The sequence below is a fragment of the Mesorhizobium sp. M8A.F.Ca.ET.207.01.1.1 genome (assembly GCF_004794715.1).
In the GTDB taxonomy this organism is placed as follows: domain Bacteria; phylum Pseudomonadota; class Alphaproteobacteria; order Rhizobiales; family Rhizobiaceae; genus Mesorhizobium.
Window position 1 is genome coordinate 150,406 of record NZ_SRUS01000009.1, and the last position, 15,943, is coordinate 166,348.

Annotated in this window: 14 protein-coding genes; 6 read left to right on the forward strand and 8 right to left on the reverse strand. The window is 64.2% G+C overall.

The features are described 5' to 3' along the window. The first annotated feature begins 63 nt into the window (after positions 1–63). The 3 genes from EN850_RS25180 to EN850_RS25190 all read left to right on the forward strand — a co-directional run bounded on the left by EN850_RS25180 (position 64) and on the right by EN850_RS25190 (position 2,461). Positions 64–861 carry an N-formylglutamate amidohydrolase gene (locus EN850_RS25180; RefSeq protein WP_127278623.1) on the forward strand — a complete coding sequence of 266 codons (798 nt, stop codon included), beginning with the start codon at positions 64–66 and terminating at the stop codon, positions 859–861. 11 nt (positions 862–872) lie between these two features. Next, the gene (locus EN850_RS25185; protein ID WP_127278624.1) at positions 873–1,181 is read left to right on the forward strand and encodes a DUF1244 domain-containing protein; all 309 of its coding nucleotides are present in this window, start codon (positions 873–875) and stop codon (positions 1,179–1,181) included. A 98-nt stretch (positions 1,182–1,279) separates the two neighbouring features. Continuing rightward, the gene (locus EN850_RS25190; RefSeq protein ID WP_127278625.1) at positions 1,280–2,461 is read left to right on the forward strand and encodes an MFS transporter; all 1,182 of its coding nucleotides are present in this window, start codon (positions 1,280–1,282) and stop codon (positions 2,459–2,461) included. Here EN850_RS25190 and EN850_RS25195 read toward each other — a convergent pair. Then, a complete protein-coding gene (locus EN850_RS25195; protein WP_136092500.1) occupies positions 2,419–3,333 on the reverse strand; it encodes a LysR family transcriptional regulator in 915 nt (304 codons plus the stop codon). The genes EN850_RS25190 and EN850_RS25195 overlap by 43 nt on opposite strands. Before the next feature lie 95 nt (positions 3,334–3,428). Here EN850_RS25195 and EN850_RS25200 point away from each other — a divergent pair, with 95 nt between their 5' ends. Continuing rightward, the gene (locus tag EN850_RS25200) at positions 3,429–4,388 is read left to right on the forward strand and encodes an SDR family oxidoreductase (RefSeq protein ID WP_136092501.1); all 960 of its coding nucleotides are present in this window, start codon (positions 3,429–3,431) and stop codon (positions 4,386–4,388) included. Positions 4,389–4,438: 50 nt separating this feature from the next. Here EN850_RS25200 and EN850_RS25205 read toward each other — a convergent pair whose 3' ends face one another. From EN850_RS25205 to EN850_RS25225, 5 genes are all read right to left on the reverse strand, one after another. Beyond that, positions 4,439–4,597 (reverse strand): DUF3309 family protein, encoded by a 159-nt coding sequence (locus tag EN850_RS25205; RefSeq protein ID WP_127278628.1) that lies wholly within the window; start codon positions 4,595–4,597, stop codon positions 4,439–4,441. Positions 4,598–4,716: 119 nt separating this feature from the next. After that, on the reverse strand, positions 4,717–7,887 hold the full coding sequence (locus EN850_RS25210; RefSeq protein WP_136092502.1) for an efflux RND transporter permease subunit: 3,171 nt from the start codon (positions 7,885–7,887) through the stop codon (positions 4,717–4,719). A gap of 79 nt (positions 7,888–7,966) precedes the next feature. Further along, positions 7,967–9,139 carry an efflux RND transporter periplasmic adaptor subunit gene (locus EN850_RS25215; protein WP_135919965.1) on the reverse strand — a complete coding sequence of 391 codons (1,173 nt, stop codon included), beginning with the start codon at positions 9,137–9,139 and terminating at the stop codon, positions 7,967–7,969. 827 nt (positions 9,140–9,966) lie between these two features. Then, the gene (locus EN850_RS25220; protein ID WP_127277270.1) at positions 9,967–11,097 is read right to left on the reverse strand and encodes a patatin-like phospholipase family protein; all 1,131 of its coding nucleotides are present in this window, start codon (positions 11,095–11,097) and stop codon (positions 9,967–9,969) included. Between the two features lie 249 nt (positions 11,098–11,346). Beyond that, a complete protein-coding gene (locus EN850_RS25225) occupies positions 11,347–12,435 on the reverse strand; it encodes a citrate synthase/methylcitrate synthase (RefSeq protein WP_136092503.1) in 1,089 nt (362 codons plus the stop codon). A 93-nt stretch (positions 12,436–12,528) separates the two neighbouring features. Between EN850_RS25225 and EN850_RS25230 the strand changes: the two genes are divergently transcribed. Beyond that, positions 12,529–13,671: a citrate synthase gene (locus tag EN850_RS25230; protein ID WP_127872112.1), complete on the forward strand. Its 1,143-nt coding sequence runs from the start codon at positions 12,529–12,531 to the stop codon at positions 13,669–13,671. 15 nt (positions 13,672–13,686) lie between these two features. On the opposite strand, the gene ftrA is transcribed toward EN850_RS25230, so the two are convergent. Then, positions 13,687–14,685: a transcriptional regulator FtrA gene (gene ftrA, locus EN850_RS25235; RefSeq protein WP_135882262.1), complete on the reverse strand. Its 999-nt coding sequence runs from the start codon at positions 14,683–14,685 to the stop codon at positions 13,687–13,689. 108 nt (positions 14,686–14,793) lie between these two features. Here ftrA and EN850_RS25240 point away from each other — a divergent pair, with 108 nt between their 5' ends. Next, positions 14,794–15,213, forward strand: coding sequence for a rhodanese-like domain-containing protein (locus tag EN850_RS25240; RefSeq protein WP_136092504.1), 420 nt, complete (start codon positions 14,794–14,796; stop codon positions 15,211–15,213). A gap of 95 nt (positions 15,214–15,308) precedes the next feature. Here the strand turns inward: EN850_RS25240 and phaR are convergent, their stop codons facing one another. Continuing rightward, the gene (gene phaR / locus EN850_RS25245; RefSeq protein WP_127277280.1) at positions 15,309–15,917 is read right to left on the reverse strand and encodes a polyhydroxyalkanoate synthesis repressor PhaR; all 609 of its coding nucleotides are present in this window, start codon (positions 15,915–15,917) and stop codon (positions 15,309–15,311) included. Between the last annotated feature and the right edge of the window lie 26 nt (positions 15,918–15,943).

The window sequence follows — 15,943 nt, forward strand, 5'->3', positions numbered from 1 at the left end:
GTCGTCTTCGTGGAATGACGATAGCATCCTCCCCAAAAGCCAGCGAACGACCATTTTCCGCCAATGACCCGATCCACAGTTTTCGCGCCCTTCGACATCGTCGAGGGCGACCGCAAGCGAAGCATCGTGCTGCTGGCTGATCATGCCCGCCGCGACCTGCCCGAGGAGTATGGCAGCCTGGGGCTGCCGTCGGCCGAATTCGACCGCCATATCGCTTATGACATCGGCGTCGAAGCGGTGACGCGCGAACTGGCCGCCTTGCTTGGCGTGCCGGCACTTATCGCCAATTTCTCGCGGCTCTTGATCGATCCCAATCGCGGTGAGGACGACCCGACGCTCATTCGCCAGCTTTACGACGGCACGATCGTGCCGGGAAACTATCCGATGGCGCCGGAAGAACGCGAGAGGCGTCTCGACCGCTTCTACCGGCCCTACCACGACGCGGTCGGCGCCATGATCGCTTCGGTCGTTCAGGCTTCGGGGCAGGCGCCCTTCATCTTTTCGGTGCATTCCTTCACACCGGTCATGCAGGGCATCAAACGCCCCTGGCATGTCGGCATCCTGTGGGACAAAGACGACCGGGTGGCGCGGCCGCTGATCGACATGCTGGCCGAGGACAAAAACCTCATCGTTGGCGACAACGAACCGTATGACGGCGCTCTGCGCGGCGACACCATGTTCAAGCATGCCATCGTCAATGGATATGCCCACGCGCTGCTCGAAATCCGCCAGGACCTGATAGCGGACCAGCAGGGCGCCCTCGCCTGGGCCCAACGGCTGGCGCCGATCGTTGACGCCATCGACCACCGTCCCGATATACATGCGGTAAAGATGTTCGGCTCGCGCACCGGGCCGCTATGACGGAGGTTTCGATGACCGAACTCAGCGACGAGCAGAAGCGCGACTTCGAGGCCGCCGCCTTTCGCCGGCTGGTGAGGCATTTGCGCGAACGCAGCGACGTGCAAAACATCGACCTGATGAACCTCGCCGGCTTCTGCCGCAACTGCCTGTCGAATTGGTATCGCGAGGCAGCGGAAGCCAAGGGCGTCAACCTCGGCAAGGATCAGTCGCGCGAGATCGTCTACGGCATGCCCTATGCCGAGTGGCAAGCGCTCAACCAGACAGAGGCTTCGGACGCCAAGAAGGCCGAATTCGAAGCCCGGCGTCCCAAGGATCACTGAGGCCGTTTGGCCCAAATGCTTTCTCGAAAGTGCGCTTGACTGAAAATTGAATCGATCTAATTTGCCGCGCAAAGCCATTTTTTGACCGGAATCGTCCTATGAACGCGCCTAACGCCATGCAGACTGCCATTCGCGGCCGCTGGGCCGTGGCGGCCATTTTCCTCGCCAATGGCTTCCTGACCGGCAGCTGGGCGCCGCAGATTCCGGTGTTCCTGACGCGGCTGGATATCTCGAAATTCACGCTCGGCCTGCTGATCCTTTTGTTCGGCGCCGGCGCGGTCACCGCCATGACATGGTGCGGCCACCTGATCTCCAAACATGGCTCGCGCACCGTGCTGCGCTGGTTCGGTCTCTGCGGCAGCCTCGGCCTTCTGATCGTGGCACTGGCGCCCGACGTGCCGCTGGCGGCCGTCGCCATGTTCATCTTCGGCGGCTCGATCGGCGGCATGGACGTGGCCATGAATGCCAATGCTGTGGTGGTGGAACGGCGGCTGGGGCGCGCCATCATGTCCTCCTCGCACGGCTTCTGGAGCCTCGGCGGTTTCGCCGGCGGCGCCCTTGGCGGCTTTGCCATCCAGACTTATGGCCACCTCGCCCATGCTTCGGTGGTGACCGCGCTTGCCTTCGCGGCAATCGCGGCGGCGGTGCCCCATATCGTGGCCGAAAACAGACCGCAGGCGACCGAGCATCATAAATTCGCTTTGCCGGCAAACCCATTGGTCTACCTGATCGGCCTGATGGCCCTACTGACGATGATTTCCGAGGGCGCGGTGCTCGACTGGGCGGCGCTGTATCTGCGGCAGGAACTCGGCGCCGACCTCGCCGTCGCCGGCCTTGCCTACGCCGCCTTCTCCGGCGTCATGGCGATCATGCGCTTTTTCGGCGATGGCGTCCGCAACCGCTTCGGCGCGGTGATGACACTGCGCGGCTCGGCCATCGTCGCGGCCGCCGGCATGCTGATCGCCGGCCTGTCACCCTCGCCCTGGCTCGCCATATCAGCTTTCGCGCTGTGCGGCTTCGGCATCGCCAACATGGTGCCGATCATCTTTTCGGCCGGCGGCAACCAGGAGGGCATGTCGTCGGGCACCGGCATGAGCGTCGTCACCACCATGGGGTATTCCGGCATTCTGGTGGCGCCGTCGGCGATCGGCTTCGTCGCCGAACATTCCAGCTTCGGCCCGATCTTCATCGCCATGTCGGCTCTGCTGATCGTCGTTCTTCTGATGGCCGGATTGGCTCACCGCGCCGAATTCGCTCCGGATGCCGCGCCCGCCGAATAGCGTTTCAGTTCCTCGTGGAGAAAATCCGCCACGCGGCGGATACGCACGCTGCCGCGCACGTCGCGATGCATGGCCAGCCATACCGGCAGGGCAGGCAATGGCAGGCCTGGCAACAGCTTTTCCACCAGCGGATCGCGGTCTGCCAACGGCTCCTGGCCAAGGCCAATGCCGTTTCCCGCCCGCACGGCTTCCCAGAGCACGACCTGATTGTCCGCCCTGAAACGAAAACTGTTTCGGGTGACCGGGGCGCCATACTGGGAAAAGGCTCGGATCATCTCGTCGCTGCGATCGAAGCCGATCAGCGCGTGATCGACGAGATCGGCAGGCTCCAGCGGGCGCCCGTGCCTCTCCAGATAGCAGATGGCCGCGCAGGCGCAGAGCTCGATATCGCAGACCTTGCGTGCCATCAGTTCGTTCTGCGCCGGCTTGACCATGCGAATGGCGATGTCGGCATCCCGGCGCAGCAGGTTCTCGACCTGGTTCGAGGCAACGATCTCGACCTCGATGCCGGGTTCCTCGATGCCGAGCCGTGCCATCATGCCGGGCAGCACATAGGCGGCCACCACTTCGCTGGCGGCAATCCGCACCGTGCCTTCGATCGCTTCGACCGAACCCAGCGCCAGTAATGAGAAGGCGCTTGCCTGTTCGCTTACGGCCTTGCCACGTTCGAACAGGGTGCTGCCGGCTTCCGTCAGTTCATAGCCGCGTCGTCCGCGCCGGAACAAGGTGACGCCCAGCGCCTGCTCGAGTTCGCCGATATGACGGCCAAGCGTCGGCTGGCTGGCCGAGAGCTTGCGCGCCGCAGCCGACAGGCTGCCGGTTTCCGCCACGGTGACGAAACTCTTGATCAGGTTCCAATCGATATCATCCATTCATTTATGAATATCAAAACTCCATTCCTAGTCAATTTTCATTCGGAGATGAGGCAATCATATTCGAGCTGCAAACACCAACACGGAGACCTGAAATGACCAAGATCGCAATCCTCGGTGCCAATGGCCGGCTCGGCCGCGTCGTTGCCAAAGCCTTCATCGACGCCGGCTTCGACGTCCGCACCGTCACTCGCACCGGCAAGGTGCCGGCAGAGCTCGCAGGCGCCACCGCGGTTGCTGGCGATGCGCTGGACCGTCAATCGCTGATCCGGTCCACCGAGGACGTCGACATCATCTTCAACGGGCTGAACCCGATCTACACCGACTGGGGCAAGTGCCTGCCGATGGCCGAAAATGTCATGGCCGCCTGCCATGCGAATGGCACGGTGCATCTCTTCCCCGGCACGGTCTACAATTACGGCTCGCCCATGCCGGCGGTGATCACGGAAGACACCCCCTTCCACCCGACCACTGAAAAAGGCCGCATTCGCTGCGCCATGGAGGATTTGTTCCGTCGTGAGGCCGAGGCGGTCCGCGTGCGCACCATCCTTCTGCGCGCCGGCGATTTTTTCGGCGGTACCGGCAGCGGCTCCTGGTTCGACCTGGTCGTTGCCGCCAAGATCAACAAGGGCATCTACACAGCGCCCGGTCCGGCCGACCTTGTGCATGAATGGGCCTATCTGCCGGACTTCGCGGTCGGCTTCGTCGCGCTGGCCAGCAATCTCGACAAGCTCGGCTTCTATGAGGCGCTGAATTTTCCAGGCCACGCCATCACCGATCTCGAGATCAAAGCCGCCGCCGAGAAAGCCATTGGCCGCCAGTTGAAGATGACGGCGATGCCCTGGTGGGTGCTGCGCGCCGGCAGTCCGTTCGTGGCGATGTGGCGTGAGATCGTCTCGATGTCCTATCTGCGCTTCGAACCCCACCAATTGGTCTCGACGCGGCTGGAAAGCATCATCGGCGAGGTCCCGCATACACCGCTCGATCAAGCGGTCGCCGAGGCCCTTGAGGATATCGGGATCGCTACGGTGAATAGCGCCGCGGAAGCTGCCTGAGGCTCGTCGCGGCCAAGCCGCCAGCGGCTGTCGATGGACGAAGCGGCCGCTCAGATCCGCCCCACCAACAGCAACACAAGGACGACCACAAGCACCACGCCGAGAACGCCCGACGGGCCATATCCCCAGGAGCGCGAGTGGGGCCAGGCCGGAACCGCACCGATCAGGACAAGGATCAGGACGATGATGAGGATGGTGCTGATCGGCATGGCAAATTCCCCGCTCTGCGTTGTGCTTCCAAGACAATGCTTGGCATTGACCCTTGGGGAAAATGCAAAAGGCCGCCCGGTTGTTCCAGGCGGCCTTTGCCGTTCATTGGGAAGTCTGCCTACTCCGCAGCTTTCGGGAAGGCGATCGCCGGCACGTCGTCTGCTGCCGGCGTGTCCGACGAGATCTCGCCCTTGCCACGCCGGAACAGGCGGCCGAACCAACCGCGCCGCTCGCCGGGCTTGATCTTGGCACGCGTGAACACCATCAGCATCGACGGCGTCACCACCAGGGTCAGGATGGTGGCGAAGGACAGGCCGAAGACGATCGCCGAGGACAGCGAAATCCACCATTGCGTCGACGGCGCGTTGATCGTCGTCTCGTGATGGAAGATTTCGAGCCCAAGCCCGAAGGCGATCGGCAGCACGCCGAGAATGGCCGACACCGCCGTCAGCACCACCGGGCGGGCACGCTCGCGGCAGGTCTGCAGCACCGCGTCCATCTTGTCCCAGCCTTCCTCGCGCAGCCGGTCATAGGTGTCGATCAGCACGATGTTGTTGTTCACCACCACGCCGGCCAGCGCGATGACGCCGATGCCCGACATGACGATGCCGAACGTCTCGCCTGTTATCAGCAGTCCGAGGAACACGCCGATCGTCGCCATGACCACGCAGGACAGCACCAGCCAGACGCTGGTGAACTTGTTGAACTGCGCCAGCAGCACCAGGAAGATCAGGAAGATCGCGGCACCGAAGGCCTTGCTGAGGAAGGCGCTGGCCTCCGCGCTGTCCTCGTTGGAGCCGGCCAGCTTCCAGCGTATGCCGCTGCCAAGATTCATGTCGGTGACGGCCTGGGTGACCTCCTGCTGCACGGCGGCGACCTGAGCGCCGGCGGCAACGTTGGCTTGCACCACCACGGTGCGGGCGCCGTCGATACGGTTGAGGATGCCGACGCTCGGCTTTGCCTTGCGGACGACGAAGTTCGAGATCGGCACCGACCCTTGAGAGGTTTGCACCCTGAGCTCGTCGAGCGTCGACAGCGTGCGCCGGTCCTCCGGCAAGCGCAGGCGGATGTCGGCAGCCTTGTCGGCGCCGGCGGGCCGGTATTCCGAAAGCTTCAGGCCGTTGGTGACGAGCTGCACCACCGTCCCGACCGAGGTCGGGCTGATGCCATACTGGGCTGCCTTGGCCCGGTCGACATCGAGTGCCCAGTCGACGCCACGCGGCGGCAAGCCATCGGAAATGTCGATGACACCGGGCACCTTGGCGATGCGCGCGGCGACAGCGCGCGCCTTCTCGTCGAGCCCCTTGGGATCGATGGCCGAGAGCCTGATCTGGATCGGCTTGCCGGTCGGCGGGCCTGCTTCCGGCACCCGAACCTCGACATCGACGCCGGGAATGCCGGCCATGACGCCACGCAGGTCGTTCAGAATATCGTTGGCCGATTTGCGCTCGCGCCAATCGATGAATTCGTACTGGATGACGCCGACGACGTCTTCGGGCACGTCCTGGCCACCGCCGTCGGATTTGCCGACGCGTGTATAGACCGACTTCACGCCCGGCCAGCCGAGCAGCCGGTTTTCGGCAATCTTGGTCGCGGTATCCATTTCGGCCAGCGAAAGGTTGCCGCGGGCATGCACATAGAGCAGGCCGTAATCGGGTTCGACGCTCGGGAAGAACTCGACGCCGGCACCGTACTTCGAATAACCGACGAAGATGCCGGCCAGCAAGACGACGGTGAGCACCATCACGGTGATGGGGAAGCGCACCGCCTGCTTGACGACAGCCATGTACCAGCCATCGCGATTGCCATCCTCGTGATGCTGCGGCGCCTTGGCGAAGATCGCACCCAGCGTCGGCGCGAAGACCAGTGCATAGAGCATCGATGCCGACAGCGTGACGATCAGCGTGATCGGCATGTACTTCATGAAATCGCCAATGATCCCCGGCCAGAACAGCAGCGGCGAGAAGGCGGCGATGCGGGTCATCGTTGCCGCGATGACCGGACCGGCCATGCGCTTGGCGGCGAGCGCGAAGGCTTCCTGCTTCGGCATGCCCTCGCTCATCCGTCGCTCGGCGAACTCGGTGACGATGATGGCATCATCGACCAGCATGCCGACCGCCAGGATCAGGCTGAACAGCACGATCATGTTGATCGTGTAGCCCATCATGGCGAGCAGCAGGATGCCGATCAGGAACGATGACGGGATGGCGAGGCCAATGAGCAGCGAGGCTCGACCGGACAGCGCGTATAGGATGACGATGAACACCAGGATCACCGCGATCATCACGTGGTTCTGCAGATCGCCGAGCAACTGGTTGACGAAGACCGACTTGTCCTGCGTGTAGGTCACATGCATGCCTTCGGGCATGGTCTTGACGAAGGTGTCGGACACCTCCCTGACCTTGGTCAGCGTGTCGATCAGATTGGCGCCGATGCGCTTCTTGACCTCGATGGCGATGGCCGGCTTGCCGTTGAGGCGCGTGATCGTCGTGGCATCGGCGAAGGTCGAGCGGATGGTCGCGATGTCCTTGGCCTGAACCACGGCATTGGGACCGGCGACCACGGGAAGTGCCGCCACATCCTCGGGCGTCTCGATCAGCGACGGCACCTTGACGGCGTATTTACCCTGCGAGCCCTCGATGTTGCCGGCGGCGACCAGGCTGTTGGACGCGCCGACAGCGCCGATCAATTGTTCGAGTTGCAAGCCGTAGGAAGACAGCTTCATCGGATCGATGACGACTTCGACCAGATCGTCGCGGGAGCCTTGCAGCGAGCCTTCGAGGACGCCGGGCACTTCCTCGATACGGTCGCGCAGTTCGCGCGCCGCGGCCGCCAGCACGCGCTCGGGCAGTTCGCCCGACAGCGTGACGACGAGCACAGGGAATTCGGAAATGTTGACCTCGGTGACGACGGGCTCCTCGGCCGCCTGCGGCAGGTCGGCCTTGCCGTCCTGAACCTTGGAGCGGGTATCCTGCAGCGCCGTCGCCAGGTTGGTCTGCGGCTGGAACTCGACCAGCACATAGCCGCCGCCCTGGAAAGCGGCCGAGCGCATCTCCTTGAGGCCTTTCAGGCTCTTCAGCTTGCTTTCCATCGGCCGCAGCAGAAGGCGCTCGGAATCTTCAGGCGAAATGCCTTGATAGATCAGGCTGACATACATCATCGGAATCGGAACGTCGGGCTCCGCTTCCTTCGGCGTCGACTGATAGGCGACCCAGCCTGCAATCAGCAGGAAGACCAGGACCGAGATGGTCAGGCGGGCATTGTTGATTGCGAGTCTGACGATATCCATGACTTATGCCTGCTGTTGGCTTCGGGAGTGGCGAACGGACACGCTGTCGCCGGGCAAAGGCCCGGCGCCGGCGCCGGCGCTACTGCGTCCCGGCGGTGGCATCGCCGATCAGCTTGTTGATGGTCGCCTGGTCGGCCTCGACGGGCTTAACCTCATCGCCTTCCTTCACCAGTTCCTGGCCGGCGACGATGATGCGCGCATCCGCCGGGATGCCGCCAAGCACGAGACCGGTCGGCGTGTCGTCGACCAGGTCGATCGGGAAGAACGCCACCTTGTTGTCCTTGCCCACGGCGCGGATGCCGAGATCGCCCTTGTCGCCCAGCGTCACCACCGAGCGCGGCAAAAGCACGGCGTCGGTCGGCAACGCGCTGAGCTGGATTTCCGCCGTCATGCCGGCCGGCACCGAGCCATCGGCATTGGGGATGGCGATCTCGACGCGGAAGGTGCGGGTCGCCGACGAGGCGTCGCGGCTGATATAGCGCACGGTGCCTTCGACGGTCTGGCCGCTGACCAGCCGAACGCTGGCCTTGTCACCGATCTTGAGATAGCCGAGGTCGCGCTCGCTGATCTCGCCGCGCGCGATCACCGGATCGAGCTTGAGGATGGTGGCCACCTCGCCGCCCTGCATGACGGAGCTGCCCAGTTCCACCGGCACCCGGTCGATGACGCCGTCAAACGGAGCCTTCACTTCGTTGCGGTCGAGCTCGGCCTGCGCGGTGTCCAGCTGGGATTGCGCCTGGGTTAGATTGGAGCGGGCGGTGTCGAGCTGCAGCTTCGGCAAATTACCTGTCTTGGCCAGCCGCTCGGCCGCATCGAGCTCGGCCCTGCGCTGCGCCACGAGCTGCTTGGCATTGTCGACCATCGAGATCTTTTCCTCGGCGGCGAGCATCAGCACAAGGTCGCCGGTCTTGACGTGATCGCCTTGCTTGACAGGCAGCTTGTCGATGACGCCGGCAACGCGGGTTGCCAGTACCGCGCGCTTGTCGGCCTCGGTCAGCCCGGAAATGCGGATGGCGCGCGCATAGGTCTTGCGCGGCGGTGTCACCACCGCGACGGTGCGCAGCGTGGCCTTGGGTTCGGCTTCCGCCGTCTTCGGCTTGCTCGCGTCCGGCGCCTTGCCCTCGACCTCGGCTGCCTTGGCCTTGTTGGCCGCTACGCTGCCAACCGATGAGAACTCGCCTGTCGCCATCCACGCCGCGAAACCGATGAGCACAACAATGGCTGCAAGCTTGTGAAACCTGATTTTAGGCATCGTCATTTTTCCACTGCGGGTTCGGCCAGCACCGCGTCTTATGATGCGGGCGCGTCGCCGATATGGGTGCGCGCCTGACCGGGTTCAAATTGCCGTGATCGGCGAGCGCGCTTCTACATCAAAGTTGCACCGCAATATAGTCCGAAAGTTGCAGCAGCATTGCGTAGCCGCACAAGCTGTGGCCGCCATGAAACGGTTCTTCGTGACTTGCCAGTCTACTTGACGAAGCGGCCCGCCGGCTCACGATCCGGCCTGAAACGGAGGCCACGGGCGACCAGCCCTGATCGCCATGGCCGTCTCCAGCATAGAGCCGCGATCCGCTTCGCTTCGCTGATTGAAGTGCAGGCACGAACCGACAATCCGCGTCGCCGCTATCGGCGAGGGACTAGGGGCTGCGGCGCCACAACGCCGGGCCAAGATCCTGGAATCGCTCGGGAAAAGGCGCGGCAGCTGCTTCGGATCAGGCGTGCCGATCCCGATGCGCCGAGGTCGAACCAGATGCTGAAAACACCAATGCGCTGACAGTATTACGTCCCGCTCATCGTGTCCTGATACGCGCGACGACGGGGTCGGCGCGAGACTGGCGCGAGAACGCCGGGTGTGTTTCGTCCCATTCGCAATTCTGGATCGAGCGTTGCGCCCGATGCCTCAGAACGCCCCCGGGGCCGGCGCCATCCGATCGTCAGTGGCAACAGACGTCAGCATGATGACGGCTCTCCCGCACGCCAAGGTTGCTGTCACACCAACGCTGAACCAGGCGCTGCTCCGGAAGCTTCGCCACGAGTGCCGGCAAACGCTGCCCCCTCTTGAAGCCAGTTCCGTCAGGTTCAGGCCCGACGGCGCTCCGCCTCCGGGTTCTTGCGAACGGCGAGAAATTCCTTCACCCGACGGCCCGGTGCGGGACCGCGCATCGGCTTGAACCCGTCATCGAGTTCGCCCGAAAGATCGAGCGTTGCATGCTTGCCGACCGCATCGTAATTCTCCTCCAGCCAATCGCTGGCGGCGGTGCGGCCGAGGTCGCGCAGATAGGTCAGGAAGGCCCACTCGGCATTGACCTTCGAGGATGCCGACAGATCCTTGAACGCCTCGTCGGCATCGATGCGATGCATGCGGATGTCGCGGTATTCGCCATGCGGCAGACGCCCGGCGGCGATCAGTTCCTTGACGAAGGCGATCGAGCGGAATTCGCGCAGCAGCCCGGCATTGAAGGTGATCTCGTCGATGCGGTTCTGGATCTCGTTGGCGCTTCTAGGTGTCCCCTCGCGCACCACCGGATTGATCTGCACCAGAAGCACGTCCTCGGTCGCCGCCGTCTTGAAGAACGGGTAGAGCGCCGGATTGCCGCCATAACCGCCATCCCAGTAGGGCACACCCTTGATCTCGACGGCACGGAACAATTGCGGCAGGCAGGCCGAGGCCATCACCGTATCGAGGTCGATCTCGCCATCGGAAAACACCCGCAATTGCCCTGTCTCGACATTGGTGGCGGAGATGAACAGTTCCATCGACTTGCAGGCGCGGACATTCTTGAAGTCGATCTCCCGCGCGACGACGTCGCGCAGCGGATTGAGGCCGAGCGGATTGGCGACATAGGGCGAGAACACCCGCGACATGGTGTCGAAGAAGACATAGCCCGGCGTGTTCTCGATCGACCAGTTGCCCCAGGCAACATCCCACGGCATGCGCTGCACCGGGCTGAACCGGCCCTTCGCCGCCACCGCATGCCAGAAATCGTCCAGCTTCTTGCGCGCGCCCTCGACTCCGCCGCGGACAAAGCCGTCAGCCAGCGCCACCGCGTTCATGGCGCCGGCGCTGGTGCCGGAAACGGCCGATATCTCCAGCCTGCCGTCCTCCAGCAGTCGGTCGAGCACGCCCCAGGAGAAGGCGCCGTGCGAGCCGCCGCCCTGAAGCGCGATGTTGATCTTCTTCTTTTCCTCCGCCTTGCCGTTCTTCGTCATGGCGTTCCTGTCATCCTGATGCGCCGGCCTGCCCCTACGTCATTGAAAGGAAGCAGCTGTCGCCGGCTTATGTTGCAGTGCAGCATATAAGGACGGACCAAGGCAAGAACACGAACACGGTCGCGTGATCACATGAAATTTCGGTCATGTCGAAAAAGCCCCTCCGCTGCAAAGCGGAGAGGCCGTAGCTTTCGAAACAGGCATGAACCCTGGCCGACTGGAGCAGGCATGAACCCTGGCAGACTGGAGCTAGGCGACGAGATCCGGCACCGGCCCGACATAGCGTGACTGCGGACGGATCAGCCGTCCGGTCGTCTGCTGCTCACGCGCATGCGCGACCCAACCGGAAACGCGCCCGGCGGCGAAGACATTGCTGAAAGCTTGCGGCGGAAAGCCCGCCGCTTCCAGGACAAGCGCTGTGTAGAATTCGACGTTGGTCTGCAGCGAGCGCTGTGGCTTGGCGATCCGAAGCACCTCGAGCGCCGCCTGCTCGACCGTCTCGGCGAAGGCCAGCCGGCGGCCGGTGTCGCCCTCGCCGCCCAGCTTGCGCACCACCGCTTTCAGCACATCAGCGCGCGGATCGCGCACACGGTAGATGCGATGGCCGAAGCCCATGATGCGCCTGCCCTGCGCGATCTCATTGCGCAGCCAGCCGGCCGCATCGCCATGCGCGGCGATCGCGTCGAGCATATCGATGACCGGGCCGGGCGCGCCGCCATGCAGCGGTCCCTTGAGCGCGCCGAGGCCCGCCAGCACCGACGATGTCAGGCCGGCCAAGGTCGAGGCGACGACGCGGGTGGCGAAGGTCGACGCATTGAGCCCGTGATCACACACGGTCACCAGATAGGTGTCGAGCGCCTTGGCCAAGGCCGGCGACGGAACCGATCCCCTGAGCATCCTCAACATGTCGGCGGCATGATCCGCCTTGCTGTCGGCTGCGATCGGCTGCTCGCCGCGCTGCAGGCGCAGCAGGGCCGGCGTCAGCACCGCCGGCGCCGCGATCAGCCGCAAGGCGTCCGTCAGCGTCTCGCCATCCGGCAGCAGTGCCATGCCCGCACGCATGGCGCTGTAGATGTCGAGCGGTGCCAGCAAGGGCAGCGCGGGCGCGAGCCGGTCAAACACCTCGACGCGAGCCTCACCCAGTTTTGCCGCCAGTTCGGCATCGCCAGGCAGATCGTCGAAGAACCCGTCCAGCAGCAGGTGGACGACCTGGGCGTAGCTCCATCGCCCTGCCAATTCCCCAAGCGAATGGCCACGGATCGTCAGGCGACCGCCTAGACCATCCACATCGGACAGCACGGTTTCGGCCGCCACCACATCATCGAGCCCATTCGCCATAGCCTTGTCTCCTTGAAGCTTTTCCCGATGGGAGATAAGGGTGGGCACCATCTACATCAATCTTGATCAATAGAATCAATATCAGAGACCCAAATGTCCGAATGGTTGTCGCGGGAAGAGGCGCTGGAACGGCTGCGCGTGAGGCCGCAGACGCTCTATGCCTATGTCAGCCGCGGACGCATCGGCATGCGCCCGGATCGGGACGATCCGCGCCGCAGCCAGTACCGCGCCGACGACATCGCGGCGCTGGCAACGCGAAGGGCGCGCGGGCGCAGCCCCTCGGCCATCGCCGAGAGCGCGATCGCCTGGGGCGAGCCGTCGATTGTCACTTCGGTTTCGACCGTCTGGCACGGCCACCTCATCTATCGAGGCCGGGACGCCGCAGCGCTGTCCGACCATGCCACGCTGGAAGAAACCGCTGGGCTGCTCTGGGCTCTGCCTCGCCCCGTCCGTTTCGAAACGCCGTCGCCGGATGCGGCGCGCCAGATCGGCCGCGCCCCGGCCTTTGCGCAACTCGCCTTGCTTGCCGGCCAGGCGCGGCCTTCGCTGGGACGAAGTGCCGCCTCGCTATGCGCCGACGCGGCGCACGCGATCGGCGTGCTGGCCGGCGCCCTCGGTGCCGTGGCGGGACCGGAACCAGTGCATCGGCGATTGGCACGGGGCTGGTCGGTGGACGATGATGGCGCGGAAGCAATCCGCCGTGCCCTTGTCCTGCTCGCCGATCACGAACTCAACGCATCGACCTTCGCGGCCCGCGTCGCGGCCTCGACCGGCGCCTCGCCCGCCGCGTGCCTGCTCGCGGGCCTGGCGACGCTGTCCGGCCCGCGCCACGGCGGCGCCGGCGAGGCGGTTATGCAACTGGCGGAGGACGCCGCAAGTCATGGATCCGATGCCGCGATCCGGCGCTGGCTCGGCCACGACCGGCCGCTGCCGGGTTTCGGCCACCAACTCTATCCCGAGGGCGATCCCCGCGCCACGGCGCTTCTGGCGGCCATCGACAACAATGACGAGACATTGCGGTCGTTGGAAACCGCCGCCATCGCCGCGACCGGCGCTCCAGCGAATATCGACTTTGCCCTTGCCGTGCTGACGCGCGGCCTTGGCCTGCCGCGCGATGCGCCGTTCCAGCTCTTCGCGCTTGGACGCAGCGTCGGCTGGGCCGCGCACATGGTCGAACAGATCGTGAGCGGCAGCATCATCAGGCCGCGCGGCCGCTATGAGGGATTGTTGACGTGACGGCCTGAGACGTTGTCAGCCAGAGTTGGCGTTGGCCCCGAACCGCGCCCGGTATGCGGCGGGGGTCGTGGCGAACCGCCGGCGGAAATGATGCCGCAACGTCGCCGCCGCGCCAAATCCGGCCGTCTCGGCAACGCGGTCGATCGGCAAGCTTGTATCTTCGAGCAGCGTACGCGCCCGCGAAAGCCGTTCGGACAGGAGCCAGCTTGCCGGCGTGACGCCGGTTGCGGCAGCGAACCGGCGTAGAAATGTCCGCTCGCTCATCCCGGCCAGGCCGGCCAGGGTGGCGACCGGATAGTCGGCGGAAATGTCGGCGCGCATCCTGTCTATCAACGGTCCAAGCCGACTGCGCTCGTGAGGTTCGGGCACCGAGCTCTCGACATATTGCGCCTGGCCGCCGTCGCGGTGCGGCGGCACGACCAGGCGGCGCGCCACCATGTTGGCCGCCTTGGTGCCGAAATCGCGCCGAACCAGATGCAGGCACAGGTCGATGCCGGCCGCGCTGCCGGCCGATGTCAGCACATTGCCCTCGTCGATGTACAAGACATCGGGTACCACCGTGATGTCGGGATACCGCTCCTTCAGCCTTTCGCCGTAGCGCCAATGCGTGGTTGCCTTCTTGCCCTTGAGCAGGCCGGCCGCGGCAAGCACGAAGACGCCCGAGCAGATGGAAAGAACCCGCGCACCCCGCTCGCTCGCCTTGCGAAGTGCGTCGATCAGCAAAGGCGGCACAGGACAATCCACACCGCGCCATCCCGGCACGATGACCGTGCCGGCCTCGCTGATCAAGTCAGGTCCGCCATCGGCGAGGATGCGCACGCCGCCCATCGCACGCATTTCACCGGCGTCTATGCCGGCAACGGCAAAACGGTACCAATCCGGGCCCATCTCAGGCCTGGGCAAGGCGAACACCTCGGCCGCCACGCCAAATTCGAACGTGCACAGCCCGTCATAGGCGATTGCGACGACAAGCGGGTTGGCAGGGGGCGGACTGGCAAGCGACATGTTTGGCATGATCTTGACGATATATGGCAAAGCTGCCAGCTGCAATCGCCCGGCTCGCTGCGCTACCTCAGACCTATCAGCGATGGAGAACAGCTCCATCAGAGATGGAGAAATTTGATGAGCTATGTGACAGACATACCGGCGGCATTGCCGGAGATTGCCCGGGACCATTTCCTGCGCCGGCTTTCCGTGGAAACCGATTGTTCCGATGTCGCCGCGACACTGCGTGGCGGAAAGCCGGACTTCGTGCTTCTGCACGTCGTCGGATCGCCGCAAGCCTATGAACGCCGCCACGTGCCGGGCGCGCTGCATCTGCCGCACCGCGAGATATCGGCCGGGCGGATGGGAGAATGGCCGTCAGGCACGCTGTTCGTGGTCTATTGCGCCGGCCCACACTGCAATGGCGCGGATCGGGCAGCCTTCAAACTGGCCAGCCTCGGTCTTCCGGTCAAGATCATGATCGGTGGCATTTCAGGCTGGCAGGATGAGGACCTGCCCTTCGCTTCGGGCAAGGAGCCTGGTGTTCTGCGCCCATGATGCCCATTGGACGGGCTACCCGACGAAATCCGCGACCTGTGGCAGTCGACCATCGACCGATAAGACACCGGCGGATTTTGGCCTGGACCCCGCCCCTACGACATTGTGTCGAGCTTGCGCTGCATGGCAGCGATCTGGTCCTTCAGCTGCTGCAGATCGTCGGGTTTCTCCGGCGCTTCCTTCCTAGCCGATTCGGCAGGGGCTGCGGCGGGTGCGGAACCCGCCGGCGGAAATGGCGTGAACAGCCGCATCGCATTCTGGAACATTTCCATGTTGCGCCGTGTCTGTTCTTCCAGCGCCTTCATCGGCGTCGCCATCTTCATCACGTCCAGCGGCGACTTGCCGATGGCGCCCTTCATCTGCTCGCGGAACCGCTCCTGTTCCTTGGAGAAGGCGATCATCGATTGTTCGAGGAAACTCGGCACGATCATCTGCATCTGGTCGCCATAGAACGCGATCAGCTGGCGCAGGAACGGGATCGGCAGCATGTTCTGCCCGTCCTTGTTCTCCAACTCGAAGATGATCTGCGTCAGCACCGGATGGGTGATGTCGTCCCCGGTCTTGGCGTCCTGGACGGTGAATTCCTCGCCCTTCTTGACCATCTCGGCCAGATCCTCGAGCGTCACATAGGTGCTCGTCCCCGTATTATAGAGGCGGCGGTTGGCGTATTTCTTGATAATGATCGGGTCGTCTTTTGCGGCCATCTGCATCCTCCCCGGACACCGGCACG